This is a genomic window from Xanthomonas sp. PPL134, from assembly GCF_040595915.1.
Classification (GTDB): domain Bacteria; phylum Pseudomonadota; class Gammaproteobacteria; order Xanthomonadales; family Xanthomonadaceae; genus Xanthomonas_A; species Xanthomonas_A indica.
The window spans coordinates 84,373-110,535 of the sequence record NZ_JAMDLL010000004.1; the positions used below are offsets into that span (position 1 = coordinate 84,373).

The 26,163-nt window shown below is 69.7% G+C and carries 23 protein-coding genes and 1 pseudogene; 15 read left to right on the top strand and 9 right to left on the bottom strand.

The window, feature by feature from the left end; genetic code table 11:
• Positions 1-38: 38 nt before the first annotated feature.
• Positions 39-890 (bottom strand): IclR family transcriptional regulator, encoded by an 852-nt coding sequence (locus M3U25_RS10260; protein WP_355499086.1) that lies wholly within the window; start codon positions 888-890, stop codon positions 39-41.
• Positions 891-1,262: 372 nt separating this feature from the next.
• Between M3U25_RS10260 and M3U25_RS10265 the strand changes: the two genes are divergently transcribed.
• A complete protein-coding gene (locus M3U25_RS10265; RefSeq protein ID WP_355499083.1) occupies positions 1,263-1,733 on the top strand; it encodes a hypothetical protein in 471 nt (156 codons plus the stop codon).
• Positions 1,734-1,800: 67 nt separating this feature from the next.
• On the opposite strand, the gene M3U25_RS10270 is transcribed toward M3U25_RS10265, so the two are convergent.
• The gene (locus M3U25_RS10270; RefSeq protein WP_355499080.1) at positions 1,801-2,076 is read right to left on the bottom strand and encodes a hypothetical protein; all 276 of its coding nucleotides are present in this window, start codon (positions 2,074-2,076) and stop codon (positions 1,801-1,803) included.
• Between the two features lie 211 nt (positions 2,077-2,287).
• Here M3U25_RS10270 and M3U25_RS10275 point away from each other — a divergent pair, with 211 nt between their 5' ends.
• From M3U25_RS10275 to M3U25_RS10285, 3 genes and pseudogenes are all read left to right on the top strand, one after another.
• Positions 2,288-3,091, top strand: a complete 804-nt coding sequence (locus M3U25_RS10275) for a YiiX/YebB-like N1pC/P60 family cysteine hydrolase (RefSeq protein ID WP_242160069.1) — start codon at positions 2,288-2,290, stop codon at positions 3,089-3,091.
• 138 nt (positions 3,092-3,229) lie between these two features.
• Positions 3,230-5,308, top strand: a pseudogene (locus M3U25_RS10280) (methyl-accepting chemotaxis protein); the annotation flags it as partial.
• Positions 5,309-5,811: 503 nt separating this feature from the next.
• Positions 5,812-6,453, top strand: a complete 642-nt coding sequence (locus M3U25_RS10285; RefSeq protein WP_242160070.1) for a DUF6766 family protein — start codon at positions 5,812-5,814, stop codon at positions 6,451-6,453.
• Positions 6,454-6,879: 426 nt separating this feature from the next.
• Here the strand turns inward: M3U25_RS10285 and M3U25_RS10290 are convergent, their stop codons facing one another.
• The 5 genes from M3U25_RS10290 to fabR all read right to left on the bottom strand — a co-directional run bounded on the left by M3U25_RS10290 (position 6,880) and on the right by fabR (position 11,125).
• On the bottom strand, positions 6,880-7,782 hold the full coding sequence (locus M3U25_RS10290) for a manganese catalase family protein (protein WP_242160071.1): 903 nt from the start codon (positions 7,780-7,782) through the stop codon (positions 6,880-6,882).
• Between the two features lie 121 nt (positions 7,783-7,903).
• The gene (locus M3U25_RS10295) at positions 7,904-8,410 is read right to left on the bottom strand and encodes a DUF892 family protein (protein WP_019795902.1); all 507 of its coding nucleotides are present in this window, start codon (positions 8,408-8,410) and stop codon (positions 7,904-7,906) included.
• Between the two features lie 73 nt (positions 8,411-8,483).
• Positions 8,484-8,996 carry a ferritin-like domain-containing protein gene (locus tag M3U25_RS10300; RefSeq protein WP_355499073.1) on the bottom strand — a complete coding sequence of 171 codons (513 nt, stop codon included), beginning with the start codon at positions 8,994-8,996 and terminating at the stop codon, positions 8,484-8,486.
• Positions 8,997-9,465: 469 nt separating this feature from the next.
• The gene (locus M3U25_RS10305) at positions 9,466-10,332 is read right to left on the bottom strand and encodes an SDR family oxidoreductase (RefSeq protein ID WP_355499070.1); all 867 of its coding nucleotides are present in this window, start codon (positions 10,330-10,332) and stop codon (positions 9,466-9,468) included.
• Positions 10,333-10,480: 148 nt separating this feature from the next.
• On the bottom strand, positions 10,481-11,125 hold the full coding sequence (gene fabR / locus M3U25_RS10310; RefSeq protein ID WP_242160074.1) for an HTH-type transcriptional repressor FabR: 645 nt from the start codon (positions 11,123-11,125) through the stop codon (positions 10,481-10,483).
• Between the two features lie 92 nt (positions 11,126-11,217).
• On the opposite strand from fabR, the gene M3U25_RS10315 reads away from it, so the two are divergent.
• The 3 genes from M3U25_RS10315 (at position 11,218) to M3U25_RS10325 (ending at position 14,029) form a co-directional block, all read left to right on the top strand.
• Positions 11,218-12,294, top strand: coding sequence for a ferredoxin reductase (locus tag M3U25_RS10315; protein WP_355499067.1), 1,077 nt, complete (start codon positions 11,218-11,220; stop codon positions 12,292-12,294).
• A gap of 11 nt (positions 12,295-12,305) precedes the next feature.
• On the top strand, positions 12,306-13,430 hold the full coding sequence (locus M3U25_RS10320; protein WP_242160076.1) for an acyl-CoA desaturase: 1,125 nt from the start codon (positions 12,306-12,308) through the stop codon (positions 13,428-13,430).
• 167 nt (positions 13,431-13,597) lie between these two features.
• A complete protein-coding gene (locus M3U25_RS10325) occupies positions 13,598-14,029 on the top strand; it encodes a low affinity iron permease family protein (RefSeq protein WP_019796955.1) in 432 nt (143 codons plus the stop codon).
• A gap of 76 nt (positions 14,030-14,105) precedes the next feature.
• Here the strand turns inward: M3U25_RS10325 and M3U25_RS10330 are convergent, their stop codons facing one another.
• Complete coding sequence (locus M3U25_RS10330; RefSeq protein WP_355499063.1) at positions 14,106-14,333, bottom strand: hypothetical protein; 228 nt, start codon at positions 14,331-14,333, stop codon at positions 14,106-14,108.
• A 197-nt stretch (positions 14,334-14,530) separates the two neighbouring features.
• Between M3U25_RS10330 and M3U25_RS10335 the strand changes: the two genes are divergently transcribed.
• The 7 genes from M3U25_RS10335 to M3U25_RS10365 all read left to right on the top strand — a co-directional run bounded on the left by M3U25_RS10335 (position 14,531) and on the right by M3U25_RS10365 (position 22,867).
• Positions 14,531-14,875: a hypothetical protein gene (locus M3U25_RS10335; protein WP_355499060.1), complete on the top strand. Its 345-nt coding sequence runs from the start codon at positions 14,531-14,533 to the stop codon at positions 14,873-14,875.
• A 128-nt stretch (positions 14,876-15,003) separates the two neighbouring features.
• Entirely contained in the window at positions 15,004-16,713 is a 1,710-nt protein-coding gene (poxB, locus tag M3U25_RS10340; protein WP_355499268.1) for a ubiquinone-dependent pyruvate dehydrogenase, read from the top strand.
• Between the two features lie 144 nt (positions 16,714-16,857).
• Positions 16,858-18,294 (top strand): HAMP domain-containing sensor histidine kinase, encoded by a 1,437-nt coding sequence (locus M3U25_RS10345; RefSeq protein WP_355499057.1) that lies wholly within the window; start codon positions 16,858-16,860, stop codon positions 18,292-18,294.
• Positions 18,279-19,619, top strand: coding sequence for a sigma-54 dependent transcriptional regulator (locus M3U25_RS10350; RefSeq protein WP_355499054.1), 1,341 nt, complete (start codon positions 18,279-18,281; stop codon positions 19,617-19,619). The genes M3U25_RS10345 and M3U25_RS10350 overlap by 16 nt, the downstream gene beginning before the upstream one ends.
• A 271-nt stretch (positions 19,620-19,890) precedes the next feature.
• Entirely contained in the window at positions 19,891-20,676 is a 786-nt protein-coding gene (locus M3U25_RS10355; protein WP_355499051.1) for a hypothetical protein, read from the top strand.
• 97 nt (positions 20,677-20,773) lie between these two features.
• Complete coding sequence (locus M3U25_RS10360) at positions 20,774-21,457, top strand: hypothetical protein (RefSeq protein WP_160945505.1); 684 nt, start codon at positions 20,774-20,776, stop codon at positions 21,455-21,457.
• 150 nt (positions 21,458-21,607) lie between these two features.
• A complete protein-coding gene (locus M3U25_RS10365; RefSeq protein WP_355499047.1) occupies positions 21,608-22,867 on the top strand; it encodes an MFS transporter in 1,260 nt (419 codons plus the stop codon).
• Between the two features lie 3 nt (positions 22,868-22,870).
• Here M3U25_RS10365 and M3U25_RS10370 read toward each other — a convergent pair whose 3' ends face one another.
• A complete protein-coding gene (locus M3U25_RS10370) occupies positions 22,871-23,854 on the bottom strand; it encodes an NAD(P)-dependent oxidoreductase (RefSeq protein WP_355499044.1) in 984 nt (327 codons plus the stop codon).
• Between the two features lie 334 nt (positions 23,855-24,188).
• Between M3U25_RS10370 and M3U25_RS10375 the strand changes: the two genes are divergently transcribed.
• Positions 24,189-26,108, top strand: a complete 1,920-nt coding sequence (locus M3U25_RS10375) for a PEP/pyruvate-binding domain-containing protein (RefSeq protein ID WP_355499042.1) — start codon at positions 24,189-24,191, stop codon at positions 26,106-26,108.
• Positions 26,109-26,163: the final 55 nt, after the last annotated feature.

The following is a 26,163-nucleotide window of genomic DNA, read 5'->3' on the forward strand; positions in this document are numbered from 1 at the left end:
GAGACGGACAGGGAGGGCCGGGCGACGGCCCGGGCGGATCAGGTGCTGGGGGCGGTCACGGCAACACTCCCGCTGGCCTGGATCGCGAAGGCGATGTCCTTGGCGGCCAGCAGCGTGGGCTGGAGAGCGGTGTCGAGCAGTTCGGCATGGCTGGTGCGTACCGACGGCGCAGCGACGCTGATCGCGCCGAGCGGATAGTCGTCCGCATCCAGGACCGGCACCGCCAGCACGCGCAGGCCTTCGGTCAGCATCGAATCCAGGATCACGTAGCGGTCGCGGCGGATGCAGTCGAAGGTGCGCCGCATCGTGGCGATCTCCGGAGTCTGGGCCTGCACGTCGACGCCGGTCACGCGCGCCACTTCCGCCGGTGCCAGGTGCGCCAGCATCGCCAGGCCGATCGCGGTGCGGGTGCTGGGCACCGTGGTGCCGATGCGGATGTCCACGCCCAGGCGGGTGATGCCGGCGCGGACGCGTTCGATGTAGAGCACGTCGGGGCCTTGCAGGACCGCGAAGCTGGCTGCCTCGTTGACGTCGCTGACCAGCGTGCGCAGCAGCGGCCGCACCACGCTGCGCAGGTCGCGGCGGGCGATGGCATGGAAGCCGAGGTCGAGCACCTTCAGGGTCAGGCGGAACCGGCGGCTCTCCGGGACGCGATGCACGTAGCCCAGCTCGACCAGGGTGTTGAGCATGCGGAAGGTGGTGCCGGGATCGAGCCTGGCCAGGGCCGCGATCTGGCTCAGCGACAGTTCCTCGTGTTCGGACGAGAACGCCTCGAGCACGCGAAAGCCCTTGGCCAACGACTGCACGGTACTGCGCAGCTTCTTGTCCCCGGCGTCGTCGCCGTCGTCGGGTGCGGCGCTCGCCGCGCGCTGGGAAATCGTCTTGACCATCTGCAGTTCCTGGAAGACCCGGGGAATCGTCAGCTTGCTCGACCCGTCCGGGGATGTCGCTTGACAAGTGAGTTTCGGATTGCGAAAATTATTTCGTATCTTCATGCCAAGACTCCGCCCGGGCGCGCGATGCGTCAAGTTGCGGCAGCAACATGCTGCGTGGGCGGTTCGCCTCCGAAAGCCGAGTCCTCGCCTGCGGAGTTACGTAGTCACGAGGCCATGCCGCCATCGCGCGATGTCCGTGCCTGAGGTGGCGCCTGTCGCGAGGCACGTGGCGCCGCGTCTGTATCGCCAGGTAGACGAACGCGACCGTGCGTGGCGATGTCAGCCGTGCTGGCAGACAGCGGCGTGGCGGCATCGATACCGTGATGCATGGCTCGAACGACCCGACAGACGCCGCCCCCGCCGGCGCAGACATGGTGGCAAGGACTCTCGTTCAAGCGCACCGCCGCCGAGGTCTCGGCGGTGCTGGTGGTGATCGGTGCGACCTACGGGTTCGTGCAGTATGTGGAGGTCAAGCCGCTGCAGCGGCAACTGGCCGAGGCGCAGGCCGCGGCATGCAAGTCGGAGGCGGCTGCGTCATCGGCGATCATGACGCTGCTGCCGGGCGAGAGTCGCGCGATCTGGAACGGAGCATTGACCGTGTCCAATCTGACGCCCAGTACGGACGCTGCGACGGCGCATCTGCGTGCGACGCCACGTGGCGGCCCAGTGGTCGAGAAAGCCGGGCTCATGCCTGGCGACAGCCTCGAGGTGCACGCGGGCGGCAACCGCACGTACGTGATCTATCTGAATCGGAACTCGGCCGAGATGATGGAGTTGTCGGTGCTGCGGCGGCCTTGACCCTCTTGTGCCGGTGTCCGCCACGGCAACCAGAATGCGGTGCCGGTGGTTCGGCGCATGCTGCTGCTCATCTGCTCTCGATTCGCCGCAGAATCTGCAGGCGCAGCAGGTAACCAGCGAGCCACCCGACCGAAGCCAGCGCCCCCAACACAGGTAATGCGATCAAGGTCAGACCAAATATCCAGCCCGCATGCTCAGGGTTGTGCGCCTCGGCACCGGCACGCCGCACCCAGACGAACAGGCACGCAAGTGCGGCCGGCACGATCCAGAACAGATGCCGTGCGCCGAAAAACACCCCGATGACGAAACCGATGCCAATCGTCGTCAGCGCTATTGCGATCATCGTCGTCCTTGATCCGGGGCTCGGCGTGGTGCCGGGCAGGCGGGCATCCTAACGCAGCGCAGCACCATCGCGCTGGTGTGCGGGAAGCGAGGATCCGCATGCACGCCGGCGCTGCGGTGAGCCTGGCCGACTCAAGAATTCCCGGGTAGCGCCGCCATTGACGATAGCGAAGCCGTTTCGCCGAAGCGGCCGTCCCTGGGGGGGAACGCGCATGCTGTCCTTGCCACGTTTGCTGGGCCGCCACCTGGCCAAGTTTCTGTCCAAGCCGCGCCGCCACGGCTCGCAACTGCCGACCAGCCCGCCGCAGCTGCTGCGCGCCACGCTGCGCAAGGGCGACGTGCTGCTGGTCGAGGGCAACAGCCGCTTCTCCACCGCCATCAAGTACCTGAGCCAGTCCACCTGGTCGCACGCGGCGCTGTACATCGGCGACCACGTGGCCGCGATGCCCGGCGAGGAAGCGCCGCTGTTCTGCGATGTCGACATCAATGTCGGTGTGCGCCTGGTGGGGTTGAGCGAGTTCGCCGGCCTGCACACGCGCATCTGCCGCCCGGTCGGATTGAGCGCGCAGGAGATCGAGACCGTGGTGGAGTACATGGTCTCGCGGGTCGGCAACAGCTACGACCTGAAGAACATCTTCGACCTGGCGCGCTACCTGATCCGCACGCCGCCGCTGCCGTCGTCGGTGAAGCGCCGCTTCCTGGAACTGGGCAGCGGCGAGCCGACCCGGGCGATCTGCTCGACGCTGCTGGCGCAGGCCTTCGGCGCGATCCGCTACCCGATCCTGCCGGAGATCGACCAGGCGCCGCCGGCGGACGCCGACGCGGCGGAGGATGCGGAGATCCTGCATGCGCGCCACCACAGCCTGACGCTGCCGCGCGACTTCGACGTGTCGCCCTACTTCAACGTGGTCAAGCCGCGGCTGCAGCACGGCTTCGACTTCCATCGCCTGGTGTGGGAGCCGCATGCCGCCACACCGCATGCGGCCGCGACGCCGCTCGATGCGGCGATGGCCTGACCGGGAGCGCCTCCAGCGCAGAACTGTGGTGTGCGTTCATGTCGCCCAACCCGCTGCGGTTCAAGTTCACATGCCTGCGGGCCGATACCAGAGTCCGTTTTTAGGGTTTTTCCTGACACCATGAATCCCATCCAGTTCCTGCGCCGCCGTATCGCCAACCTGCCCATGGCACGCAAGTTCGTCGTGCTGTGCGTGTTGATCGCGCTCGGCGTGATCCTGCTGGCCGTCGCGGCGGCACGCCTGCAATATCTCGACCTGATCGATGCGCGCAAGCAGACCGTGAAGACCCAGGTGGACATGGGCCTGAGCGTGATGCAGCACTACGCCGACCTGGCCAAGCGCGGCGAGATGACCGAGGCGCAGGCGCAGGCGGCGGCCAAGGGTGCGCTCGCCGACATGAAGACCAACCGCGGCGTGGACTACTTTTTCATCGTCGATCCGCAGATGCGCATCGTCATGCATCCCAAGCGCGCGGTCGGCACCGACATGAGCGGCTACAAGAGCGACGCCGGCGAGTACGTCTATCGCGATATCCAGACCGCGGTGCGCAGCGGCGACGGCTTCAGCTACTACACCGCGCCCAAGCCCGGCAAGAAAGAGCAGTTGCCGAAGATCAGCTACGCCGCGCTGTACCCGCAATGGAACTGGGTGCTGGTGATGGGCGTGTACGCCGAAGACATCCAGGCCGAGGCAATGGGGTTCACCAAGGTGCTGACCGTGATCGGCGCCGGCCTGGTGGCGCTGGTGGTGGGCCTGTGCTGGCTGATCGCCGGTGCCATCGTCGCGCCGCTGCGCGGTGCCACGCGGACGGCCGAGGCGATCGCCTCGGGCCGCTTCGACAATCCGATCAAGGTGGAGTCGCGCGACGAGACCGGGCAGTTGATGACCAGCATGCAGCAGATGCAGACCCAGCTGCAGCGCTTCAACGGCGAAATGCAGACCCTGGTGCGGCTGCAGCAGGGCGAGGACATCAGCCACCGCATGCCGGAGGACTTCCCCGGCGACTACGGCACCTTGGCGCATGGCATGAACACCGCCCTGTTCGAACACCTGGACGCGATCGTCGAGGCGATGGCGATCATGGACGAGTACGGCCGCGGCGACCTGCGCCGCGACATGCGCCGGCTGCCGGGCCAGCGCGCCGCGCTGCACGAGGCGCTGGACGTGGTCAAGGCCAACCTGTCTGCGGTCAACGGCGACATCGCGCGCCTGGCCGATGCGGCGGCCCGTGGCGACTTCAGCGCGCGGGGCGACGCGGCGCGCTACGAGTTCGCGTTCAAGGAAATGGTGGAAGCGCTGAACCGGCTGATGCGCCAGGCCGACAGTGGCCTGGCCGACGTCGGCCGGATCATGGGCGCGATCGCCGATGGCGACCTGTCGCAGCGCGTGGACGTGCGCTACGAAGGCGCGTTCGGCAAGCTCGCCGACGCCGCCAACCGCACCGCGGAGCAGCTGACCGGCATCGTGCAGGGCATCCAGCGCGCGGTCGGCTCGATCAACACCGCCGCCAGCGAGATCGCCAGCGGCAACAGCGACCTGTCGGTGCGCACCGAGCAGCAGGCGGCCAGCCTGGAAGAGACGGCCGCCTCGATGGAGGAACTGACCTCCACGGTCAAGCAGAACGCCGACAGCGCGCGCCAGGCCAACCAACTGGTGCTGAGCACCGGCGAGGTGGCCGAGAACGGCGGCCGCGCGGTGGAGGAGGTGGTGACGACGATGGCCTCGATCAGCGCCGCCTCGGCACGCATCGCCGACATCATCGGCGTGATCGACGGCATCGCGTTCCAGACCAACATCCTGGCGTTGAACGCGGCGGTGGAAGCCGCGCGCGCCGGCGAGCAGGGCCGCGGCTTCGCGGTGGTGGCCTCGGAAGTGCGCTCGCTGGCGCAGCGCTCGGCGGCCGCGGCCAAGGAGATCAAGGCCCTGATCTCCGATTCGGTGCAGGAAGTGGAGCAGGGCTCGACCCTGGTCAACCGTGCCGGTACCACCATGGCCGAGGTGGTCACCTCGGTGAAGCGGGTCACCGACATCATGGCCGAGATCTCCGCTGCCAGCGCCGAGCAGAGTGCGGGCATCGACCAGGTCAGCAAGACGGTGATGCAGCTGGACGAGAGCACCCAGCAGAACGCGGCACTGGTGGAAGAGGCCAGCGCGGCGGCCAAGAGCATGGAGGACCAGGCGGCGGAGCTGGCGCGCGCGGTGGCGGTGTTCCGCCTCGCCGGTGGCGCCGCCGTCAGCGCGGTTCCGGCCCGAGTGGCGAAGCCGCAGCCGGCCAGGCCGCCGCTGCGTGCCGTCGTTGCCGCCTCTAAGCCCAAGCCGGCGGCCCCCGTGCGGCAGCCGGCGGCCACGCCACGCCCGATCCAGGGCGTGCCGGCGGACAGCGCGGAGTGGGAAGAGTTCTGAGCAGGGGCGGCGTGGTGGCCTCTGCCGCCACGCCATGGCCTTCTCGCCTGTGTGGGAGCGACTTCCGTCGCGATGGGCTTTCCCGGGAAGGCACCGTCGCGACGGATGTCGCTCCCACATTGTTGTAGGAGCGGCTTCAGCCGCGACCGTGATTTCCCACGCATTCGATCGCGGCGGAAGCCGCGCCGACAGGTGACGGCAGCGCTTGGCAGCCGAGGCGCATCGCCCCAGCTTCTTCATCCGCTCTTTGCTCGTCGCTGCCTATGGTCGCAGCGACGGCGCGCCCGCATGGTGGCGCGTGGAGGAGAGCCCACTGCATGTTCTGGAAACGCAACAGCCTGTCGATCGTGTTGCTGGCGCTGAGCTTGCTGTTCATGGCCGGCCAGGCGCTCAGCGGTCACCAGGCCTACAACGAGGAACTGCGCCAGCAGGGGCTGGCGGCATTGCCGATGTGGCAGTACCTGCACAGCGGGCATTTCATCGGCGCGCTGTTCGAGAACTGGGAGAGCGAGTTCCTGCAGATGGGCATGTACGTGGTGTTGACGGTGAAGCTGCGCCAGTGGGGATCGGCCGAGTCGCGGCCGCTGTCGCCGGCAGAAGAGGATGACGCCGTCGCGCCCGGCCCGGTGCCGTGGCCGGTGCGCGCAGGGGGCATCTGGTTGGCGTTGTACGAGCGTTCGCTGGCGCTGGCCTTCGGCGCCCTGTTCCTGCTCAGCTTCGTGCTGCATGCGCTGGGCAGTTGGCGCCACGAGGTGGCCGAACAGGCGATGCAGCAGCGGCCGCCGCCGTCCTTCTGGGAGCATGTCAGCGGCGCGCAGTTCTGGTTCGAATCGATGCAGAACTGGCAAAGCGAGTTCCTGGCGGTGTTCGCGCTGGTGGTGTTGACCATCTGGCTGCGGCAGAAGGATTCCCCGCAATCCAAGCCGGTGCATGCGCCGCATCGGCAGACCGGCGATTGAGTGCAGTGCTGCGCACATGTCGGTGGGGACGACGTTGATCGCCGATCCCTGCCTTGTGGCGTTGGCCAGTGGCCCTGCTGGCTACGCCGGGATCCTGGCCTGGCCGTGCATCGCAGCGCTGGATCCATGGCGAGCCGGCGAGTTCGCGGCTGAGCTGACGTAGCGCACACGCTGCCTGGGCCGGCGCGGCGTTCGCGCACATGGCGGGGCCGGGATAGGAACGGCGCGGCCGTGCAGGAGCCCACGGTGGCCGGCAGACGCACCTTGGACTACGTGCGCAGCGCCCGGGCAGCGCGCAGCTCGCTGTGTCTTCGCCGACGCGCCCGCTCGGTGCGGCCTCTGGCGCGCATCGCCAGACACGCGCACGCCGCGATGCAGCTGCACCGCGGCGTGTCGTCGGCCTGGATGTGACGGTGGAATCGCGCGCTAGCGCGCCACGCTGCCCTTGGTCGAGCCGGCGCCGGGGCCCGCGCCCAGGTCGGCACCGGTGGTGGGGTCGCTGTCCGGTTGCGACAGCGTGCGCGCCGCCAGCGCCTGCAGCGCGCTCTGTTCCAGCTCGCTCAGGCCCACGGTCGGCATGCCGCTGCCGCCATCCACGGCCACCTGGCGATTGCGGTCGGCAATGGCCTCCCATTGGCTGCCGCTGTTCCAGGGACCGTGCATGTCGCCATCGCCCTGCGACATGTCGTAGTAGCGATCGGTGAAGGCCGGGTCGCCCGGCAGTTTGCCCGGCGGGAAGTTCGGCTCGATGGAATACAGCGCCTTCTCGAAGGACTTCTGGTGCGCCACTTCGCGGGTCATCAGGAAGGTCAGCGCATCGACGATGCCGGGATCGTCGGTGACGTTGATCAGCCGCTCGTACACGATCTTGGCACGGGCCTCGGCGGCGATGTTGGAGCGCAGGTCGGCCGTCGGTTCGCCGATGCTGTCCACATAGGCCGCCGTCCACGGCACGCCGCTGGAATTGACCAGGGCCGGGCCGCCGCCGTAGAGGATCTGCTGGGTCTGGCTGGTGTTGTTGTTGCGGGTGAGGTTGCGCATGTCCTCGGCTTCGGCCATGCCTTCGGACAGCACCGCCTTCGGCCCCTGATTGAGCATGGCGATGATCGAGCCGATGATTTCCAGGTGGCTCAGTTCCTCGGTGGCGATGTCGTACAGCAGATCCTTGCGGCCGGGGTCGACCTCGCCGATGGCCTGGGTGAAATAGCGCATGGCCGCGGCCAGTTCGCCCTGCGGGCCACCGAATTGTTCCAGCATCAGCGAGGCCAGCGCCGGGTCGGGCTGTGCCACGCGGACCGTGTACATCAGCCGCTTGTTGTGCATGAACATGAAAAATCTCCTGGAGTGCCGCCCGAACGTCGCGACGACGTCATGGCGCGGCCGGCGGCCGCGCGTGGGGGATAGGCGTCTGGGATGCCGCGGCCCGCTCTGGCGAGCCGCGGCCGGGCGGTCAGGCCGCCTTGCGCTTGCGCGCGGCTTCTTCGTTGCCGCCCTGTTCGGCGAGCAGGGTCAGCTTCTCGTCGGTGGACTTCTCTTCGTTGAGCGTTTCCAGCAGCAGGGTCAGCGCATCGTCCATGCCCAGTTGCTTGGCCATGGCGGCGAGGGTGCCGTAGGAGGCGATCTCGTAATGCTCGACCTTCTGCGCACCGCCGATCAATGCGGCATCGCGCACCGGGCCGGCCTCGATCGATTCGATCACTTCCTTGCCTTCCTCCACCAGGCCTTCCATCGCGGCGCACTTGATCCGCTTCAGGCGCAGGTTGCCTTTTTCGACGATCTGGTCGATGCGTTCGATCTGGCCCTGGGTTTCCTCCAGGTGTGCCTCGAACGCCGCGCGCAGCGCGGGGTTGGTGGAGGCGCGCGCCAGACGCGGCAAGGCCTTGGTCAGCTGCTTCTCGGCGCTGTAGATGTCCGACAGCTCGTGGATGAACAATTCGTCGATGGTCTTGACGGCCATGGGAGTCTCCGGTCGGTAATGGATGGTGGTGCTGCGGGGGAATGCGCGCGCGTCGTGTCGTGTACGACGGCGCTCAGTGCTTGGCGGTTTCGCCTTCGGTGCGCTCGCGCTTCAGGAAGGCCAGGACAGTGGCTTCCTGGTGCTCGATCAGCCATTCGGCCATGGCGATTTCCTGGTCGAGGATGGCGGCGCAGATGTCGGCGATCTCGGTCTGCCCGGCTTCCTTGGCGGCGATGACCAGCGCGCGATAGCTGGCGATCTCCACGTGCTCGAAGGCGTAGCTCACGCCCAGGCTCTTGACCACTTCATCGCTCATCATCGAATTGCCGGCGGCGTGTACGGATGCCATCACGCTCGCCACCGTGCCCTTGATCGTGGGGATCGAGCCGTCGAGGATCTCGATGCAGCGCTTGACCCGTTCGGACTGATCGCGGGTTTCGTTGACATGCTGCTCGATGCGCGCCTTCAGCTGCGGGTAGTGCTCCAGGCGCCCGGCGGTGGCAGTGAGCATGGTGTTGGCCTCCTGCTCCATCGCGTAGGCGTCCTGCAGCCACTTCAACAAGCGTTCGGTGTTGCTTCGGGTCATGGATATCGCTCCAGATGTTGTGCGCGACGCACCTGCATCGCATCGCGCGTCCGTGTGTTTTTCCCCTGTGCGATCAACCTAGACCCGCCGCCGTTAGAGCAGGTGCAGCGCAGGGTGAATACCGTGCGAGATGCGGCGTGAGGAGATGTACACGGTGGCGAAGGGCGAAAGGCGAAAGGAGTAATGCGCGGATGCCGCATGCTGCTCGTAGGAGCGGCTTCAGCCGCGACAGGCGCTCGCGGGAACGCCCGTCGCGGCTGAAGCCGCTCCTACATGAGAGTGCAATGGATCGATGGCCTGCTGCCGGAACGGCAGCAGGTATTGCGTTGCGTGTCCGATGCGCGCGCCTGCGTTGGAGAAGCGCAGTGACAGACATCACGAGGAACATCGTCGCGGCTGAAGCCGCTCCTACAGCACCGTCAGACGCGGTGCTGTTCCCATTTCCAATTTCCCACTCCCGATCCCCGCCCTACAGCGTCACCGCCCCACCAGAGATCGTCAGCAGCGTGCCCGAGGTATAGCTCGAGGTATCGGCGGCCAACAGCACATAGGCCGAAGCCAGCTCCGCCGGTTGCCCGGGGCGGCCGAACGGGGTCTGTTCGCCGAAGGTGCGCACCGATTCCTCGTCCATGCCGGTAGGGATGAACGGGGTCCAGATCGGGCCCGGCAGCACCGCGTTGACGCGGATCTTCTTCTCGGCGAGCAGGCCGGCCAGGCCGATGGTCAGGTTGGCCAGCGCGCCCTTGGTGGCCGAATACGGCAGGATGTTGGGCGTGGGCTTCTTCGAGTTCACCGAGGCGGTATTGATGATCGAACCGCCTTCGGGCATGTGCGGCAGCGCCAGCCGCACCAAGTGGAACGGCGCGTGCACGTTGGTGGCGAAGGTCTTCTCCCATTCGTCGAGGGTGATCTCGTCGAAGCTGTGGAAGTAGCGCTGGTAGGCCGCATTGTTGACCAGCACGTCGAGGCCGCCGAAGGCCTCGGCCACGGTCTTGATCAACGCCTCGGCCTGCGCGCGGTCGCTGATGTCGCACGGATGCAGCAGCACGCGCACGCCCGCGTCTTCGACCAGCTTGGCGATGCGCTCGGCGTCGTCCTGCTCATCGGGCAGGTAGGCGATGGCGACGTCGGCGCCTTCGCGCGCATAGGCGATCGCCACCGCGGCGCCGATGCCGCTGTCGCCGCCGGTGATCAGGGTGCGCTTGCCCTGCAGCAGGCCGTGGCCGACATAGCTGTCTTCGCCATGGTCCGGTTTCGGATCCATGGCCTGGGTCTTGCCGGGGAAGGATTGCTGCTGCGCCTTGAACGGCGGCGACGGGTAATTCGGGATGGCCATGTGCATGCCTCGCTTGGGGGAGTGTCCAATGAGGGTGGGCAGGCACGGGTAAAGCGGGGGCCAAGGCCGTGTCGGCGTCGTGTCACGACGCGGGTGAAACCCCGCACCGGCGGCCGCCCGTGGTGGCGGGTGCCGCCGCGCCGCGCACTCAGCCCGCGGCGAGCGTGCGCGATCCGACGATGATCATGCGCAGCATCGCGGTGATCTGGCGGATCAGTTCCGGGTCCTTCTCCGGCGGCAGGTCCATCGCGGTGGCGCCCATCGCGAACACCAGCCGGGTGATCGCCTTGGACACCAGTGCCGGTTCGTGCAGCGGCGCGCCTTCCAGCGCGGCCAGGCGGATCAGGTCCACGCGCAGTTCGTCCTCGAAATAGTTCAGCTCGCGGTCCACCGCGTGCTTGAACGCGTCCGAGCCGACCGTGCCCTCGCGTAACAGGACGTGCAGCAGCTTGTCGTCGGCGCGCAACTGTTCCATGAAAGTCTCCACGGAACTGAGGATGATGCTGCGGCGGGTGCCGGCGGCGCGCTGCCGCGCCTGGCCGATGATGGTGCGCAGCGAGCTGCCGGCCAGGTCGATCAGCGCCACCGCCAGCTCGTCCATGTCGCGGAACTGGCGGTAGAAGCTGTTGGGGGCGATGCCGGCCTCGCGGGTGACCTCGCGCAGGCTCAGCGTGGACACGCTGCGGTGCGGCCCGATCAGCTTAAGCGCCGCCGCCAGCAGGTCTTCGCGCGAGATCGCGCCCTTGCGGGCGTTCGGCGTGTCCGCGGACGGGGGAGGGGAGATCGTCGTCATGGGCAGACCGGGCCAGGCAATGGCGGATGATACCGCTTTCGCTGAATGCACAAGTGTATAGACATCTGTATCTGTGCCTGTATAGTGGACCCATGAACGCTGCCCGCCGTCCCGCCAAGCTCCGCCCCGCCGCCCGCGCCCTGCGCGCCTGGGTCAAGCCGGACGTGTTCGATTTCTGGTCTACCCGACTGCATCCGTTGTGGACCTGGCAGCGTCCGCGCGCGCGCCTGGTGCAGCGCGAGGCCGCCAGCAGCGACGCGGTGACCCTGGTGCTGCAGCCCAACCGCCACTGGCGCGGCCTGCGCGCCGGCCAGCACGTGGAGCTGGGCGTGGAGATCGATGGCCGCCGGCTGCTGCGCAGCTACAGCCCCACGCCGTTGCCGGGCGGGCGCCTGGCGATCACGGTCAAGACCGTCGATGGCGGCCGGGTCAGTCAATACCTGGCCGGTGCCGCGCGCATCGGCGAGGTGTTCGAACTCGGCCAGGCCTACGGCGAGATGGTGCTGCCGACCGCGCCGCACGGCCGCTGGCTGCTGCTGGCCGCCGGCAGCGGCATCACCCCGATGCGCGCGTTGTTGCGGCAACTGGCCGAGGCCGGCATGCCGGCCGACGTCGACCTGCTGTACTGGGCGCGGCGCCACGACCAGGTCTGCTTTCGCGACGAACTGCAGGCGCTGGCGGCGGCGCATCCGCGCTTCCGCCTGCATCTGGCCATCACCGGCGAGGGCGAAACGCCGGCGCCGCGCGTGGACACGCTGCCGCTGGAGGCCCTGGGTGACCTGGGGCAGGCGCAGGTGCTGGCCTGCGGCCCGGGCGGTTTCGTGCAGGCCGCACGTACGCGCCTGCAGCAACAGGTGGCGCGCTTCCAGGCCGAGGCGTTCAGCCCGCCGCCGGCACCGGCCGATGTCGAGCAGGGCACCGTGGCGGTGACCCTGGCGCGCAGCGGTCGCGTGCTGCAGCTGCCGCGCGGCCAGTCGCTGCTCACCGCACTGGAAGCCGAAGGCCTGCGGCCCAAGCACGGCTGCCGCATGGGCATCTGCAACAGCTGCGCCTGCGGCAAGCAGGCCGGCGTCACCCGTGATCTGCTCAGCGGCGCCCACGCCGCCGAACCCGGTTCGCTGAAGCTGTGCGTCAACAGCGCCAGCAGCGACCTGACCCTGGACCTCTGAAGGATTTCCCCATGGCCGCTCCCCGCAACCGCGCACTCACCCCGGCCGAACTGCAGGCCTTCGGCGACGAACTGGACGCGCTGCGCACGCGCACCCTGGCTGACCTGGGCGCGCGCGACGCGCGCTACATCCGCCGCATCGTCGCCGCGGTGCGCTACACCGGCGTGGCCGGCCGCGCGCTGCTGTTCCTGGGCGCCTTCGTGCACAGCGTGCTGGTGCCGGCGTGGATCGCCGGCGTGCTGCTGCTGACCCTGTCCAAGATCCTGGAAAACATGGAACTGGGCCACAACGTGATGCACGGCCAGTACGACTGGATGGGCGATGCGCATCTGAACGGCAACACCTACGAGTGGGACATCGTCGCCACCGGCGACAACTGGCGCAAGACGCACAACTTCAAGCACCACACCTACACCAACGTGCGCGGCATGGACGACGACATCGGCTATGGCCTGCTGCGCATCTTCCCCGAGCAGCGCTGGCGCCCGTTCTACCTGGCGCAGCCGTTCATCGCGGTGGTGTTCGCGCTGCTGTTCGAATGGGGCGTGGCGATCCAGGACCTGCGCCTGGGCCGCTGGCTGGCCGGCAAGATGAAGCGCGGCGAATTGAAGCGCACGTTCCTGCCGGTCGGGCGCAAGATGGGCCGGCAGATCTTCAAGGACTACATCCTGTTCCCGGCCCTGGCCGGCCCGTTCTTCCTGCCGGTGCTGCTGGGCAACCTGGCCGCCAACGTGCTGCGCAGCATCTGGACCTTCGTGATCATCTTCTGCGGCCACTTCACCGCCGACGCCGAGACCTTCCCCAAGGAGTCGATCAAGAACGAGTCGCGCGGGCACTGGTACCTGCGCCAGCTGCGCGGATCGTCCAACCTGGCCGGCGGCAAGCTGCTGAACGTGCTGTCGGGCAACCTCAGCCACCAGATCGAACACCACTTCTTCCCGGACGTGCCGGCCAACCGCTACGCGGCGCTGGCGGTGCAGGTGCGCGAGATCTGCGCGCGCTACGGCCAGCACTACAACACCGGTTCGCTGCCGCGGCAGTTCGGCCAGGTGGTGTGGCGGATCCTGCGCCATGCCTTCCCGAGCCGGCCGCGCCCGGCGCGCGCGCTGCGGGCGGCGACGCAACAGGCCGGCTGAGCGCCACGGCAGGAATCGTAAAAAGGCGGGGGCAACCCCGCCTTTTGCGTTGGCTTGGCGCTGGCGCGATGTGCACGTCTCGCTCACGGCGCGCTGCAGATCATCCTGGTCGCCTGCACATGCCGGCGACGGCGTTACAGGCATCTCCCGTTGTGCGAGGGCCTGCGATGAAACCTGCCAAGCTGTTCAATGTCGTCGCCAAGAAGGCGTCCTATGCGGCCGGCACGCCATGGACATTCTGCATCGCCGTGGCGATCGTGCTGATCTGGGGCATCAGCGGGCCGGTGTTCGGCTTCAACGACACCTGGCAACTGGTCATCAACACCGGCACCACCATCATCACCTTCCTGATGGTGTTCCTGATCCAGCACACCCAGAACGCCGACACCGCGGCGATGCAGATCAAGCTCGACGAACTCATCAGGGTCAGCGCCAAGGCCAACAACGAACTGCTGGATCTGGAAGAACTGGACGAGAAGCGGCTGGAAGAGATCCGCCGCCAATACGAGGCATTGGCGCGCAAGGCAGGCGAGGCTCTACGTGCGCGCAACGCCCGCCACGGCGACGGCCGCGAGACCCACGATCGCCCCAAGGACTGACTGACACCCGCGCGGCTGCCACTGGCAGGAGCGGCGTGTCGGCAGTACGCCCGACACGCCGCTGCGCGTCGCATGATCAGGCCGGGACGGCGCCGTCCGGGTCGTCGGTCGCGGCGGTGGTCGACGCGCGCTCGGCGGCCTGCAGGGTGTCGCCGTGCGACGGCGTGGCGCGGCCCTCGTCGGGTTCGGCAGAGGGCATGGACGCGGCCGTGTCGGAGAGGGGAGATTGGGTCTGACGGCGATAGGCGCGGAAGGCGGCATAGGCCGTGCCGGCCAGCGCAAGTTTCCAGAGTAGACCGGACATCGCAGGACTCCAGTGCGGAAGGAACCGCCAGCGTCGGCCAACGCAGGTGGCGCACGCGTGCACGCTGCGTGCGTGCGGCGTGGTGCTACCGGTCGGCAATCCAGGTGCTGCTCGCGCGGCCTTCATCGCGCCTTGTGCCCTGGCTAACCGCGGCCGGCCTAGCGTGACGCGCTCACCCGCTTCTGCAGGAGACCGTCATGGCCCAGCGCACCCCATCTTCCACCGGCACGCACGATGTCCGCCAGGCCGCCTACCGCGGCACGCAAGGCGATGATGTTGCCTCCGACAGCGGCGTGCCGCGCGGTCGCGACCGCGACGTGCCGTCGCAGCCGATGCCGCCGCCGCAGGCACGGACACCGCAGGACCACGGAGAGGACCGCAGCGGGCGCAGCCAGCCCAACCTCGGCCAGGCCGGCACCTATGGCGCCACCGGCGAGCATGCGGGCGGCGCCCACGGCAAGGCCGCCACGCCCGGTACCTATCACGAGGATGAGGCGGGCGACGCGGCGCGCGATCCTGCCGCTGCACGCGGCGAAGATTAGCCGCACCGCGCGCTGAACACGCGTTCGGCAAGCGCATGCGCTTGCCGTCGGCGCCACGTGTCGGTAACGCGCACGGTGCGACCATGCGCCTCCCCACCCGGAGATAAGCGCGTATGTCCAAGCAGACCATGGCCCGCCTGCTCGCCGAAACCCTGCACAGCGCGGGCGTGGAGCGGATCTGGGGCGTCACCGGCGACAGCCTCAACGGCCTGACCGATGCGCTGCGGCAGATGGACAGCATCGAGTGGATGCACGTCCGCCACGAGGAAGTGGCTGCCTTCGCCGCCGGCGCGGAAGCCGCGGTCAGCGGCAGGCTCGCGGTCTGCGCCGGCAGTTGCGGCCCCGGCAATCTGCACCTGATCAATGGCCTGTTCGACTGCCACCGCAGTCACCAGCCGGTGCTGGCGATCGCCGCGCACATCCCGTCCTCGGAGATCGGCCTGAGCTATTTCCAGGAGACCCACCCGCAGGAACTGTTCCGCGAGTGCAGCCACTACGTCGAACTGGTGACCAATCCGGCGCAGATGCCGGAGGTGCTGCAGCGGGCGATGCGCACGGCGATCCTGCGCCGCGGCGTGGCGGTGGTGGTGATTCCCGGCGACGTGGCCCTGCAGGAAATGCCCAAGGGCACGCCGACGAAGTGGCCGGCGCTGGCCACGCCGCGCATCCTGCCGGCCGACGCCGACGTGGCCAAGCTGGCCGATCTGCTGCAGGCGAGCAAGGCCACCACCTTGCTGTGCGGCAGCGGCTGCGCCGGCGCGCACGACGAGGTGGTGGCGCTGGCCGACGCGCTCGGTGCGCCGATCGTGCATGCACTGCGCGGCAAGGAGCACGTGGAGTGGGACAACCCGTTTGATGTCGGCATGACCGGCCTGATCGGCTTCAGCTCCGGCTACCAGGCCATGCTCAACTGCGACACCCTGCTGATGCTCGGCACAGACTTCCCGTACCGGCAGTTCTATCCCAAGGACGCCACCATCGTGCAGGTCGACAACGACCCCGCCGCGCTGGGCCGGCGCACGCCGTTGCAGCTGGGCATCGCTGCCGACGTGCGCGAGACCATCGCCGCGCTGCTGCCGCGGTTGCAGCGGCGCGAGGACCGTGGGTTCCTGGAGAAGTCGCTCGCCCACTACCGCAAGGCCCGCGAAGGGCTGGACGATCTGGCGGTGGCCTCGGCGCCCGGCGAGCCGCTGCATCCGCAGTTCGTCACCCGCATGGTCGATGCACTGGCCGATGCCGATGCCATCTTCACCTGCGACGTCGGCACGCCGACGGTGTGGGCGGCGCGCTACCTGACCATGAACGGCCAGCGCCGCCTGCTCGGGTCGTTCAACCACGGCTCGATGGCCAATGCGATGCCGCAGGCGTTGGGCGCACAGGCGCAGTTCCCGCGCCGGCAGGTGATCTCGCTGTCCGGCGATGGCGGCTTCACCATGCTGATGGGCGACTTCATCACCCTGGCCCAGCTCGGCCTGCCGGTGAAGGTGGTGGTCTACAACAACGGCTCGCTCGGCTTCGTGGCGATGGAGATGAAGTCGGCCGGCTATCTGGACACCGGCACCGACCTGAGCAATCCGGACTTCGCCGCGATGAGCAACGCGATGGGCATCCTGGGCCTGCGCGTGGACGAATCGGCGCAACTGGAGCCCGCCCTGCGCGAGGCGTTCGCGCATCCCGGGCCGGCGCTGGTGGACGTGCGCGTGGCCAGCCAGGAACTGGCGATCCCGCCGGCGATCAAGCTGGAACAGGCCAAGGGCATGGGCCTGTACCTGCTGCGCGCGGTCATGAGCGGGCGCGGCGACGAGGTGCTGGAGCTGGTCAAGACCAACCTGCGCTGAGCGTGACCCTGCAATCGCAGCGCCGCGCCACACGGATGCGAACGCGCGCGACGGTGTGGTGGCCGCGCTGAGTCGCGGCCGCGCGGTGTCCCGGTTACGATCCCCGCGGTTCGTTCCACTCCTCCCGTGCGCCCAAGGTAGGCCATGCCCCGTTCGCTGCTGCGGCAACTGCTGCTGATCTGGATCGTCATCGTCGCCGCCTGCGTGGGCATGGCGGTGGTGTTGGTGGGGCTGTACCGGCACAGCGAGGGCGTGCGTGCCGAGCGCGCGCAGACCGGGCTGCGCGAGGTGTGCACGCGCATGGTGCAGCGCTACAACGGTGCCAGCGTCGCCGCCCACGGCAGCGACGGCGCCGGCCTGGCGGCGGTGGTCACGCAACTGGTGCTCACCGATGCCACCGGCGTGGAGGGCGGGTTCTGGGACCGCCAGCGCGGCTTCCTCGCCTATGCCTATCCCACCTACGACGGCACCGAGCACAAGACCGACGTGCCCTCGGCCGAGCGCAACGTCATCGTCGCCACCGCGCAACGCGGCGTGGACGCGCAGCACACGGTGGACTACCGCCGCGACGGGCAGCGCGAGAGCCTGCTGATCGCGGCCTGTCCGCTGGATCGCAACGCCGCGGCCTGGACCATGACCCGGGTCGCCTCCAGCGATGCGGCGGCCAGCCTGCCGCTGGCCTTGGGCCTGGCGCTGATCCTGGCCCTGGTGGTGGTCTCGGCGTGGGCGTTGGGTTGGGTGGTACGGCGCTGGAGCCAGCGCCTGCAAGGCATCCAGCAGGCGCTGGCGACGCCTGCCGAGGTGCCGGAGATCCCGCGCACCGGCGCGCCGGAGCTGGACCGGCTCGGCGCCGCCGTCACCGACTACGCGCAGCGCAGCGCGCAGGCGCTGGCCGAGACCCGCCGGCTCGGCGAGGAACTGTCGCGGAACGAGCGCCTGGTCGCGCTCGGGCGCATGACCGCGACCGTGGCGCACGAGATCCGCAACCCCATCGCGACCCTGCGCCTGGCCCTGGAGAACCAGATCGCCGCGCGCGCGGATGGCTTCGACGACGCCCAGGCGCAGCTGATGCTGGCGCAGATCCAGCGCCTGGATGGCGTGGTCGAAAGCCTGCTCGGCATGGTCCAGCCGATCCGCCTGCAGCGGCAGACCGTGGACCTGCAGCCATGGCTGCAGGCGCTGCTTGCCCCGGCCGAGTGGGAGGGGCAGGCGCCGCCGGTCGTGCTGCGCCTGGAGGCCGCGCCAGCGCAGTGGATGCTCGATCCGCAGCAGGCCGCCCGTGCGCTGCACAACCTGCTGCGCAATGCCCTGCAGCACGCCACGCCCGGGACCGAGGTGACCCTGGCGGTGCAGGCCGAGGACGACCGCCTGCGCCTGCGCGTGCGCAACCACGGCGCGCCGGTGCCGGCGCCGGTGGCCGCGCACCTGTTCGAACCCTTCGCCAGCGGCCGCAGCGACGGCAACGGCCTGGGCCTGGCGCTGGTGCGCGAGATCGCCCGTGCGCACGGCGGCGAGGCGCAGTACGCGCACCGCGACGGCATCACCGAGTTCAGCCTGGAACTGCCATGGCGCGCATCCTGATCATCGACGACGACACCGCATTCCTGAGCACGCTGCAGGCGACCCTGCGCTCCTTCGGCCACGACACCATCGCCGTCGCCGACCCGCGCGAGGGCCTGGCGCGCCTGGGCGAGGACGGCATCGACCTGGCCTTCGTCGATTTCCGCATGCCCGGCATGGACGGCATCGCGCTGATGCGCGCGCGCCAGGACGACGCCCAGGCCATGCGCGTGCCGCTGGTGATGCTCACCGCGCACGCCTCCAGCGGCAACACCATCGAGGCGATGAAGCTCGGCGCCTTCGATCACCTGGTCAAGCCGGTGGGCCGTGCCGATATCGCCGAGGTGGTCGAGCGCGCGCTGCGCAGCCGTGGCGACGCCGCGCCGGACGCCGCGCCGGCACGGCCGGCCGAGGAGGAGGACGCGCTGCTCGGCCATAGCGCGGCGATGCGCACCGTGCACAAGCGCATCGGCCTGGCGGCCGCCTCCGACCTGCCGGTGCTGATCACCGGCGAGACCGGCACCGGCAAGGAACTTGCGGCGCGCGCGCTGCACCGTGCCAGCGCCCGCGCCACGCAGCCGTTCGTGGCGATCAACTGCGCGGCCATCCCCGCCGAGCTGATGGAGAGCGAACTGTTCGGCTACCGCAAGGGCGCGTTCTCCGGCGCGGCGAGCGACCGCAATGGCCTGATCCGCGACGCCGACGGCGGCACCCTGTTCCTCGACGAGATCGGCGACATGCCCTTGCCGATGCAGGCCAAGCTGCTGCGCTTCCTGCAGGAAGGGGAGGTGTCGCCGCTGGGCGGGCGCGGCGCGCAGAAGGTGGACGTGAGGGTGATCGCCGCCACCCACCGCGACCTGCTGCAGGCGGTGGACGCCGGGCGCTTCCGCAGCGACCTGCGCTACCGGCTCAACGTGGTGCCGATCGAACTGCCGCCGCTGCGCGAGCGCGGCGACGACATCCTGTTGCTCGCGCAGCACTTCCTCGCAGCCGGGGCCAGCGCGCCGCAGACGCTGGCGCCCGCGGCGCAGGCGCGCCTGCGCAGCTACCCGTGGCCGGGCAACGTGCGCGAGCTGCGCAATGCCATGCAACGTTGCCAGGTGCTGGTGCGTGCGCCGGTGATCGAGGCGCACGACCTGGACGAACTGCTGGCGTCGCCGTCGTCCGAGTCGCCGGCAGCACTGGAGACCGATGCGCTGACCCTGCCGCAGGCGATCGCGCAACTGGAACGGCAGATGATCCAGGCCGCGCTGACCCAGGCCCACGGCAACCGCGCCGAGGCCGCGCGCCGGTTGGGCATCCATCGCCAACTCCTGTACCGCAAGCTCGACGAGTACGGGCTGTAGCGGCGCGCTGGCGCGCCGCGGGATTGGGGATTTGGGATTGGGGATTCGTCAAAGTGCGTGCCGCCGGATGCGTTGCTGTGACGAATCCCCAATCCCCAATTACATTCCATCCACACCTGTCCGCAAAGCGGACAGGTGTGGATGGAATGGAGACGCCCCCGAGGCCGGATCGGTCGTCGATTGCCTTAGATATCAATGCTTTAAAAGTTGGCACGGCCTCTGCATTACCTCTCCTGCGAGCGGCTCCCCCTTGCCGCTCAGGAGAACGTCCATGATCCGTCGTAGCGCACTCGCTCTGTCCCTGGTGTTGGCCACCGCCGCTGCCACTGCCGTCGCCCAGGTTCCGCCGCCGCCGCCGGCTCCGCCCGCGCCTCCGGGTGCTCCTGGCGCGCCCGGGGTGCCCCCGGTGGCCGCCACCCCCGTCGGCATCGATGGCACGGTGGAGCGGTTCATGCTCAACCCCAATGGCGATGTCGATGGCTTCTGGCTGACCAATGGCACCCAGGTCGGATTCCCGCCGCATCTGTCGGCCGACCTGCAGGCCGCCGTGCGCCGCGGCGACGCGGTGAACGTGCAGGGCTACCGTCTCGGCGACCTGGCGGTGCTGCAGGCCTACACCGTCACCGATCGCCGCAGCGGCAAGCAGGTGGTCGACCGTCCGCCGAATCCGGCGACGCCGCCGCCGGCGCCTCCGGCTCCGCCGGCACTGACTCCGCTGCAGGCGGATGGCCGCATCGACCGCCTGATCTACGGCCCGCGTGGCGAGACCGGCGGCGTGCTGCTCAGCGACGGCACCATCGTGCGGATGCCGCCGCACGTGGCGCAGCAGTACCCCGACCTGCTGCGCGTCGGCGCGCCGTTGAGCGTCAGCGGCTTCGGCGTGGTGACCATGATCGGGCGTTCGCTGGAAGCGACCCATCTGGGCCGCGATCGCAACTCGCAGCACGAAGTGTTCGCACCGCCGGCGCCGCCTGCGCCGCCGGCCGCTCCGCCGCCGCCGGCCGGCGCCCCGGGTGCGCCGGCGAATCCGCCCCCGCCGCCGCCGGCGGCAGGCTGATCCGGTCCGTCGCGCACGCTTGACCCCATGCGCCCGCCGTTCGCGGCGGGCGCTGCCGGCCGCCGCCGGCATCCCCCTTGTTCGTCTGGAGAATGCAATGCATTGGGTCGATCCCGATTCCCTGCCGGAAACCCGCGGCACGCTCGCGCGCTTCCTGCTCAACCCCAAGGCCGACGTCGACGGTCTGCTGTTCGACGATGGCACCGAAGTGCACACCCCGCCGCACCTGTCGGCGCAACTGCTGCAGGCGCTGCGTCCCGGTGCCAGCCTGGGCGTGCGCGGACTCAAGCCGCGCGGCGCCGATGTGCTGGTGGCGCTGGCGGTGGACCCGGACGGGGCCGACCGCATCGTCGACGAAGGTCCGCATGCCGGGCCCCCCAAGCCCAAGCCGAAGCCGCCGGGCAAGCCCAAGCCCGCGCAGGACGCGGTGCGCCACGCCGGCACCATCGCGCGGCTGCTGCACGGCCCGCACGGGCAGGTGCATGGCGCGCTGCTGGAGGATGGGCTGATCGTGCGCTTCCCGCCGCACGCGGTGCCGGAACAGGCGCATTGGTTGGCCGCCGGCAAGCCGCTGGCGGCGCAGGGCGAGCGGCTGGAGTCCGCGCATGGCCAGGTGCTGCATGCGCAGGCGCTGGGTGCGAGCGACGCGACGCTGCAGCCGTTGGCGGCGAAACCGAAGCCGCCCAAGCCTCATCACAAGCCGTTGCACGGGCATGCGCATGATGCTGCGCCGAAGGACGGGCCGAAGCCGAAACCCAAGCCCAAGCCGAAGCCCCACTAAGTGCCGAGCCGTCGCGGCGGTGTGCCCCTGGCCACCGCCGCGCCTGTGTTTCCCTCCGCTCCTCCAGGACACCGTCATGCCGCCCGTCGCACCTGCGCAGCACCGCGCTTTCCTGTCCCTGCCGCCGTCGGCGTTTCCGGCGGTGCGCGCATGAGCGGCGCCGGTCAGCGCCAGCGCCCGCGTGGCACGCGCGCACTGGAGGCGCTCAACTTCACCATGGCCGACGTGCAGGACGGGCTCGGCCCGTTCCTGAGCGTGTTCCTGCAATCCAAGGGCTGGTCGCTGGGCGCGATCGGCTCGGTGATGACTGCCGGCGGCATCGTCGGCATGCTCGCCACCACACCAGGCGGCGCGCTGGTCGATGCGACCAAGCGCAAGCGCAGCATCGTGGTGGTCGGCTGCAGCATGATCCTGCTGGCCTCGGCGCTGCTGTGGTGGTCGCCGACGCTGCCGGGCGTCATCGCCGCACAGGTGATGACCGCGCTTGCCGCCGCCGCACTGGGGCCGGCGTTGTCCGGCATCACCCTGGGCCTGGTGCGGCAGGCCGGCTTCGATCACCAGATCGCGCGCAACCAGGTCGGCAGCCATGCCGGCAACGTGGTGGCCGCGGCGCTGGCCGGCGTGCTCGGCTGGAAGTTCGGCTTCGGCGCGGTGTTCGTGCTGACCGGCTGCTTCGGCGTGCTGGCGATCGTGTCGGTGTTGCTGATTCCGCGCGACGCCATCGATCACCGTGCCGCGCGCGGCATGGCCGAGAAGGAGGACGCCGACGGCGCCCACGTCAGCGGCTGGTCGGTGCTGCTGACCTGCAAACCCTTGCTGGTGCTGGCCGCGGCGCTGGCGCTGTTTCATCTCGGCAATGCGGCGATGCTGCCGCTGTACGGCATGGCGGTGGTGGCCGCGCACCAGGGCGATCCGAATGCGCTGACCGCCACCACCATCATCGTCGCCCAGGCGACCATGGTGCTGGTCTCGCTGCTGGCGATGCGCCTGATCCGCGTGCGCGGACACTGGTGGGTCCTGCTGCTGACCTTCCTGGCGCTGCCGCTGCGCGGGCTGATCGCCGCCAGCTTCATCCATACCTGGGGCGTGTTCCCGGTGCAGATCCTCGACGGCGTCGGCGCCGGCCTGCAGAGCGTGGCGGTGCCGGCGCTGGTGGCGCACCTGCTGCAGGGCACCGGCCGGGTCAACGTAGGGCAGGGCGCGGTGATGACGATGCAGGGCGTCGGCGCGGCGCTGAGTCCGGCGCTGGGCGGCTGGATCGCACAGGCGTTCGGCTATCGCGCCGCGTTCCTGCTGCTGGGCGGCGTCTCGCTGCTGTCCCTGGCGTTGTGGGTGGGCATGCGCAAGCACCTGGTGGTGGCGAACCGCGAACGTGCGGCCGACGCACCGGTGCCGCCGCTGCCGGCGTAGGGGTCAGCCCGGCGCGACGCCGGGCACCACCTCGCAGGCGATGCCGGCGGCGGCCAATTGCATCGCCAGCGCCGCATGCGGCGGCTGCCGGAACGCATCGCCCGGCAGCAGGCTGACCACGCGCTGCCCGGCCTGCGTCTGTTCGATCAGCAACGCCAGGTGCGCGGCCGGATCGTCCGGCAGCGGCTGGCGGCTGGCATCGCGGCGCGCCAGGCCCAGTACCGCCGCATTCACCTGCGCACCGCACAGCAACAGGTCGGCCTGGTTGAGCGCGCGCAGCGCCTTCAGCGTCAGCGCGCCGGGATCGCCACTGCCGGTGCCGACCAGCCACACGCTGCCCTGCCGCGGTACCTCGTCGCTGCGCTGCAGGCTGTCGGCGAAGGCCTGCTCGGCGGCGGCGTGCTGGCCGCTCTGCAGCAGCGTCTGCACCGGCCCCTCCAGCACCTGCTCGAACCAGCGCCGGCGCTGCGCCAGCTGCGGCAGGCGCGCGCGGATGTCGGCGCGGTGGCGTGCGAACAGTTGCGCCAGTTCGGCATAGGAATGGTCCAGTTCGGTTTCCCAGCGCTCGCGCAGGCGCCGCGCCAGCATCGGTGCCGCGCCGCTGGAGGAAATCGCGATCAGCAGCGGGTCGCGGTCGATGATCGCCGGCACCTGGAAGGTCGACAGCGCGGCGTCGTCGACCACGTTGACCCACTTGCGCCGCGCGCCGGCCTGTTCGGCCAACTGCCGATTGAAGGCGTCGTCGTCGGTGGCCGCCACGACCAGCCAGGCCTCGTCCAGCCACTGCGGATCGAAGGCGCCGTCGGCGCGCTGCAGCCGGCCCTGCGCCAGCCACTGCGCCACCGTGGCATTGAGCGCGTGCGCGTAGACCAGCACGTCCGCGCCGGCGTGCAGCAGCGCCTCGATCTTGCGCATCGCCACCTCGCCACCACCGACGACCAGCACGCGGCGTCCAGCCAGGTCGGCGAACAGGGGATACAGCGGCATGCGGACTCCTGGCTGGGTGAGGTGCATCAGGTCGCGGCGCAGAGGGTGCGGCATGGGCCACACGCCACGGCACAACGTCCTGTCGGCCCACGATACCGAAAGGAGGGTCTCCTGGAACGGGTCGGCAAGGGAGCGCCGTCGCGTTCTTGCCCTCCTGCCGTTGCCAACGGCCATGCCGCGACGGAACGCCGAACCGCGCCCGATGGCGCTTCGCCGCGCAGCCAACATGCAGGCGCTGGCGTATGATCCGCGCTCGTCGCCCTCCCGAACCGGCATCATGGATCGAGCCCGTCCGCTTGTCTGGCCACGCGTGTCGGCGTGGTGTTTCCTTTTCGTGCTGCTGTGGCCGCTGGCGCCCGCGCTGGCGCAGACCGCGCGCAAGCCCTCGGCCTACGAGCAGCGCCCGGGCCGCGACGCCGCCGTGCAGCCGGCGACGGGAGCGGATTCCCTGCCGCGCCTCGACAGCCGCGCCCAGTTCCTGCAACTCGCACGGGTCTACGACGCCGGCACCGCGCTGGAACTGCCGCATCTGCTGTTCGTGATCGACCGCCAGCAGGGCGGACGCGTCTATTACCTCAACACCCTGCGGTTCGCGCTGCACGAACAGTTCGTGCGCCAGCGCCTGGCGCCACGCATGGGCAAGGCCGCGCTGAAAGCGCAGTACCGCGAGCCGCAGCGGCGCTTCCTGTTCGGCACCCTGAGCTGGCAGCGGGATCTGCCGGGCTACACCTACGAATTCTGGGAGGGCGACCGCCTCACCGCGCCCTTGCTGCAGCAGACCGACGCGGCCTTGCGCGCCTCGTTCTACGACACGCTGCGGTTCAAGACCAACTCCACGCTGCACGAACAGGTGGCCAAGTCCGCCGGCTTGGCCTTCGTGACCCAGGAAGCGCTGCTGCGCGAGCAGCGCTTCCTGCCGCTGAACACCGGTCATGCCGAGGGGCGGCTGCGTATCGTGCGCTCGGAGGCGCAGTTCCGCACGCTGTCGCCGCGCGACATCCCGGTGCTGGACGAGGTGCCGATCGCGCTGGCGCCGGTCGCCGGCCTGGTCACGCAGCGTCCATCCACGCTGCTGTCGCACGTCAACCTGCTGGCCAAGGGCTGGGGCATTCCCAATGTGTACGTGCGCGACGCGCAGGCGGCGTTGCGCCAGTACGACGGCCGCTGGGTGCAACTGGACGTCACCCACAACGATTACCGGGTGACGCCGCTGGCGGCTCCACCGGCGGCCGCATCCGCTGCGGTCCCGCGCACCGCGGCACGCACGCTGCCGCGTCCGGATTTGAGCGTGGCCGCGCTGAAACCCCTGGCCGCGCTGCGCGCCCGCGACAGCCGCGCCTGCGGCACCAAGGCCGCCAATCTCGGCACCTTGATGGCGGTGCTGCCGCCGGCCGCGCGTGTGCCCGATGGCTTCTGCATTCCGTTCGCGTTCTACCAGGCGACGCTGCAACGCCTGCAGGTGCAGCGGCGCCTGCGCGACCTGCAGCGCCGCCCCGGCTTCGCCACCGACGCGAACGTGCGCCGCGACGCGCTGGCGGCGCTGCGTGCCGAGATCGCCGATGCCGCGCCGGATCCTGCCTTTGTGCGTGCCTTGGAGGCGCAATGGCGCGACCAACTGCACGGCGCCGGCGTGTTCGTGCGCAGCTCGTCCAACTCCGAGGACCTGCCCGGCTTCAGCGGTGCGGGTTTGTACACCACCGTGCCTAACGTCACCCGCGCCGATGCATTGGCCAAGGCCGTGCAGACGGTGTGGGCGTCGGTGTACAACTTCGAAGCCTACGAAGCGCGCGCTGCCGCCGGCCTGCCGCAGGACGCGGTGGCCATGGCGGTGCTGGTGCAACTGGCCGCGCCGTCCGACAGCTCCGGGGTGATGATCACCCGCGACCCGTTCGATGCCGCGCGCCGCCACGTCACCTACATCTCGGCCAAGCGCGGCCTGGGCATTCGCGTGGTGGAGGGCAAGCGCCAGGCCGAACAGGTGATGTATTCGAGCTGGTCCAAGGCGGTGCAGGTGCTGAGCCGCTCGGCCGAGGACACCCAACTCGTGGCCAATGCCGCCGGCGGCGTCCGCGAGGTCCCGATCACCGGTCCTCGCCAGGTGCTGAGCGATGCCCTCATCGCGCGACTGGCCAAGGTTGGCGCGATGACCAAGCAGGCGCTGGGCGGCGCGGACCAGGACATCGAGTGGGCGGTGGTCGGCGACGAGGTGGTGATCCTGCAGTCGCGACCGTATGTGGACGGACACGCGCGGTAGCGGTGTGCAGGCTGGCGCCCCAGTGCGGCGGTCCGTGGCGGCTGTGTCGGCGCTG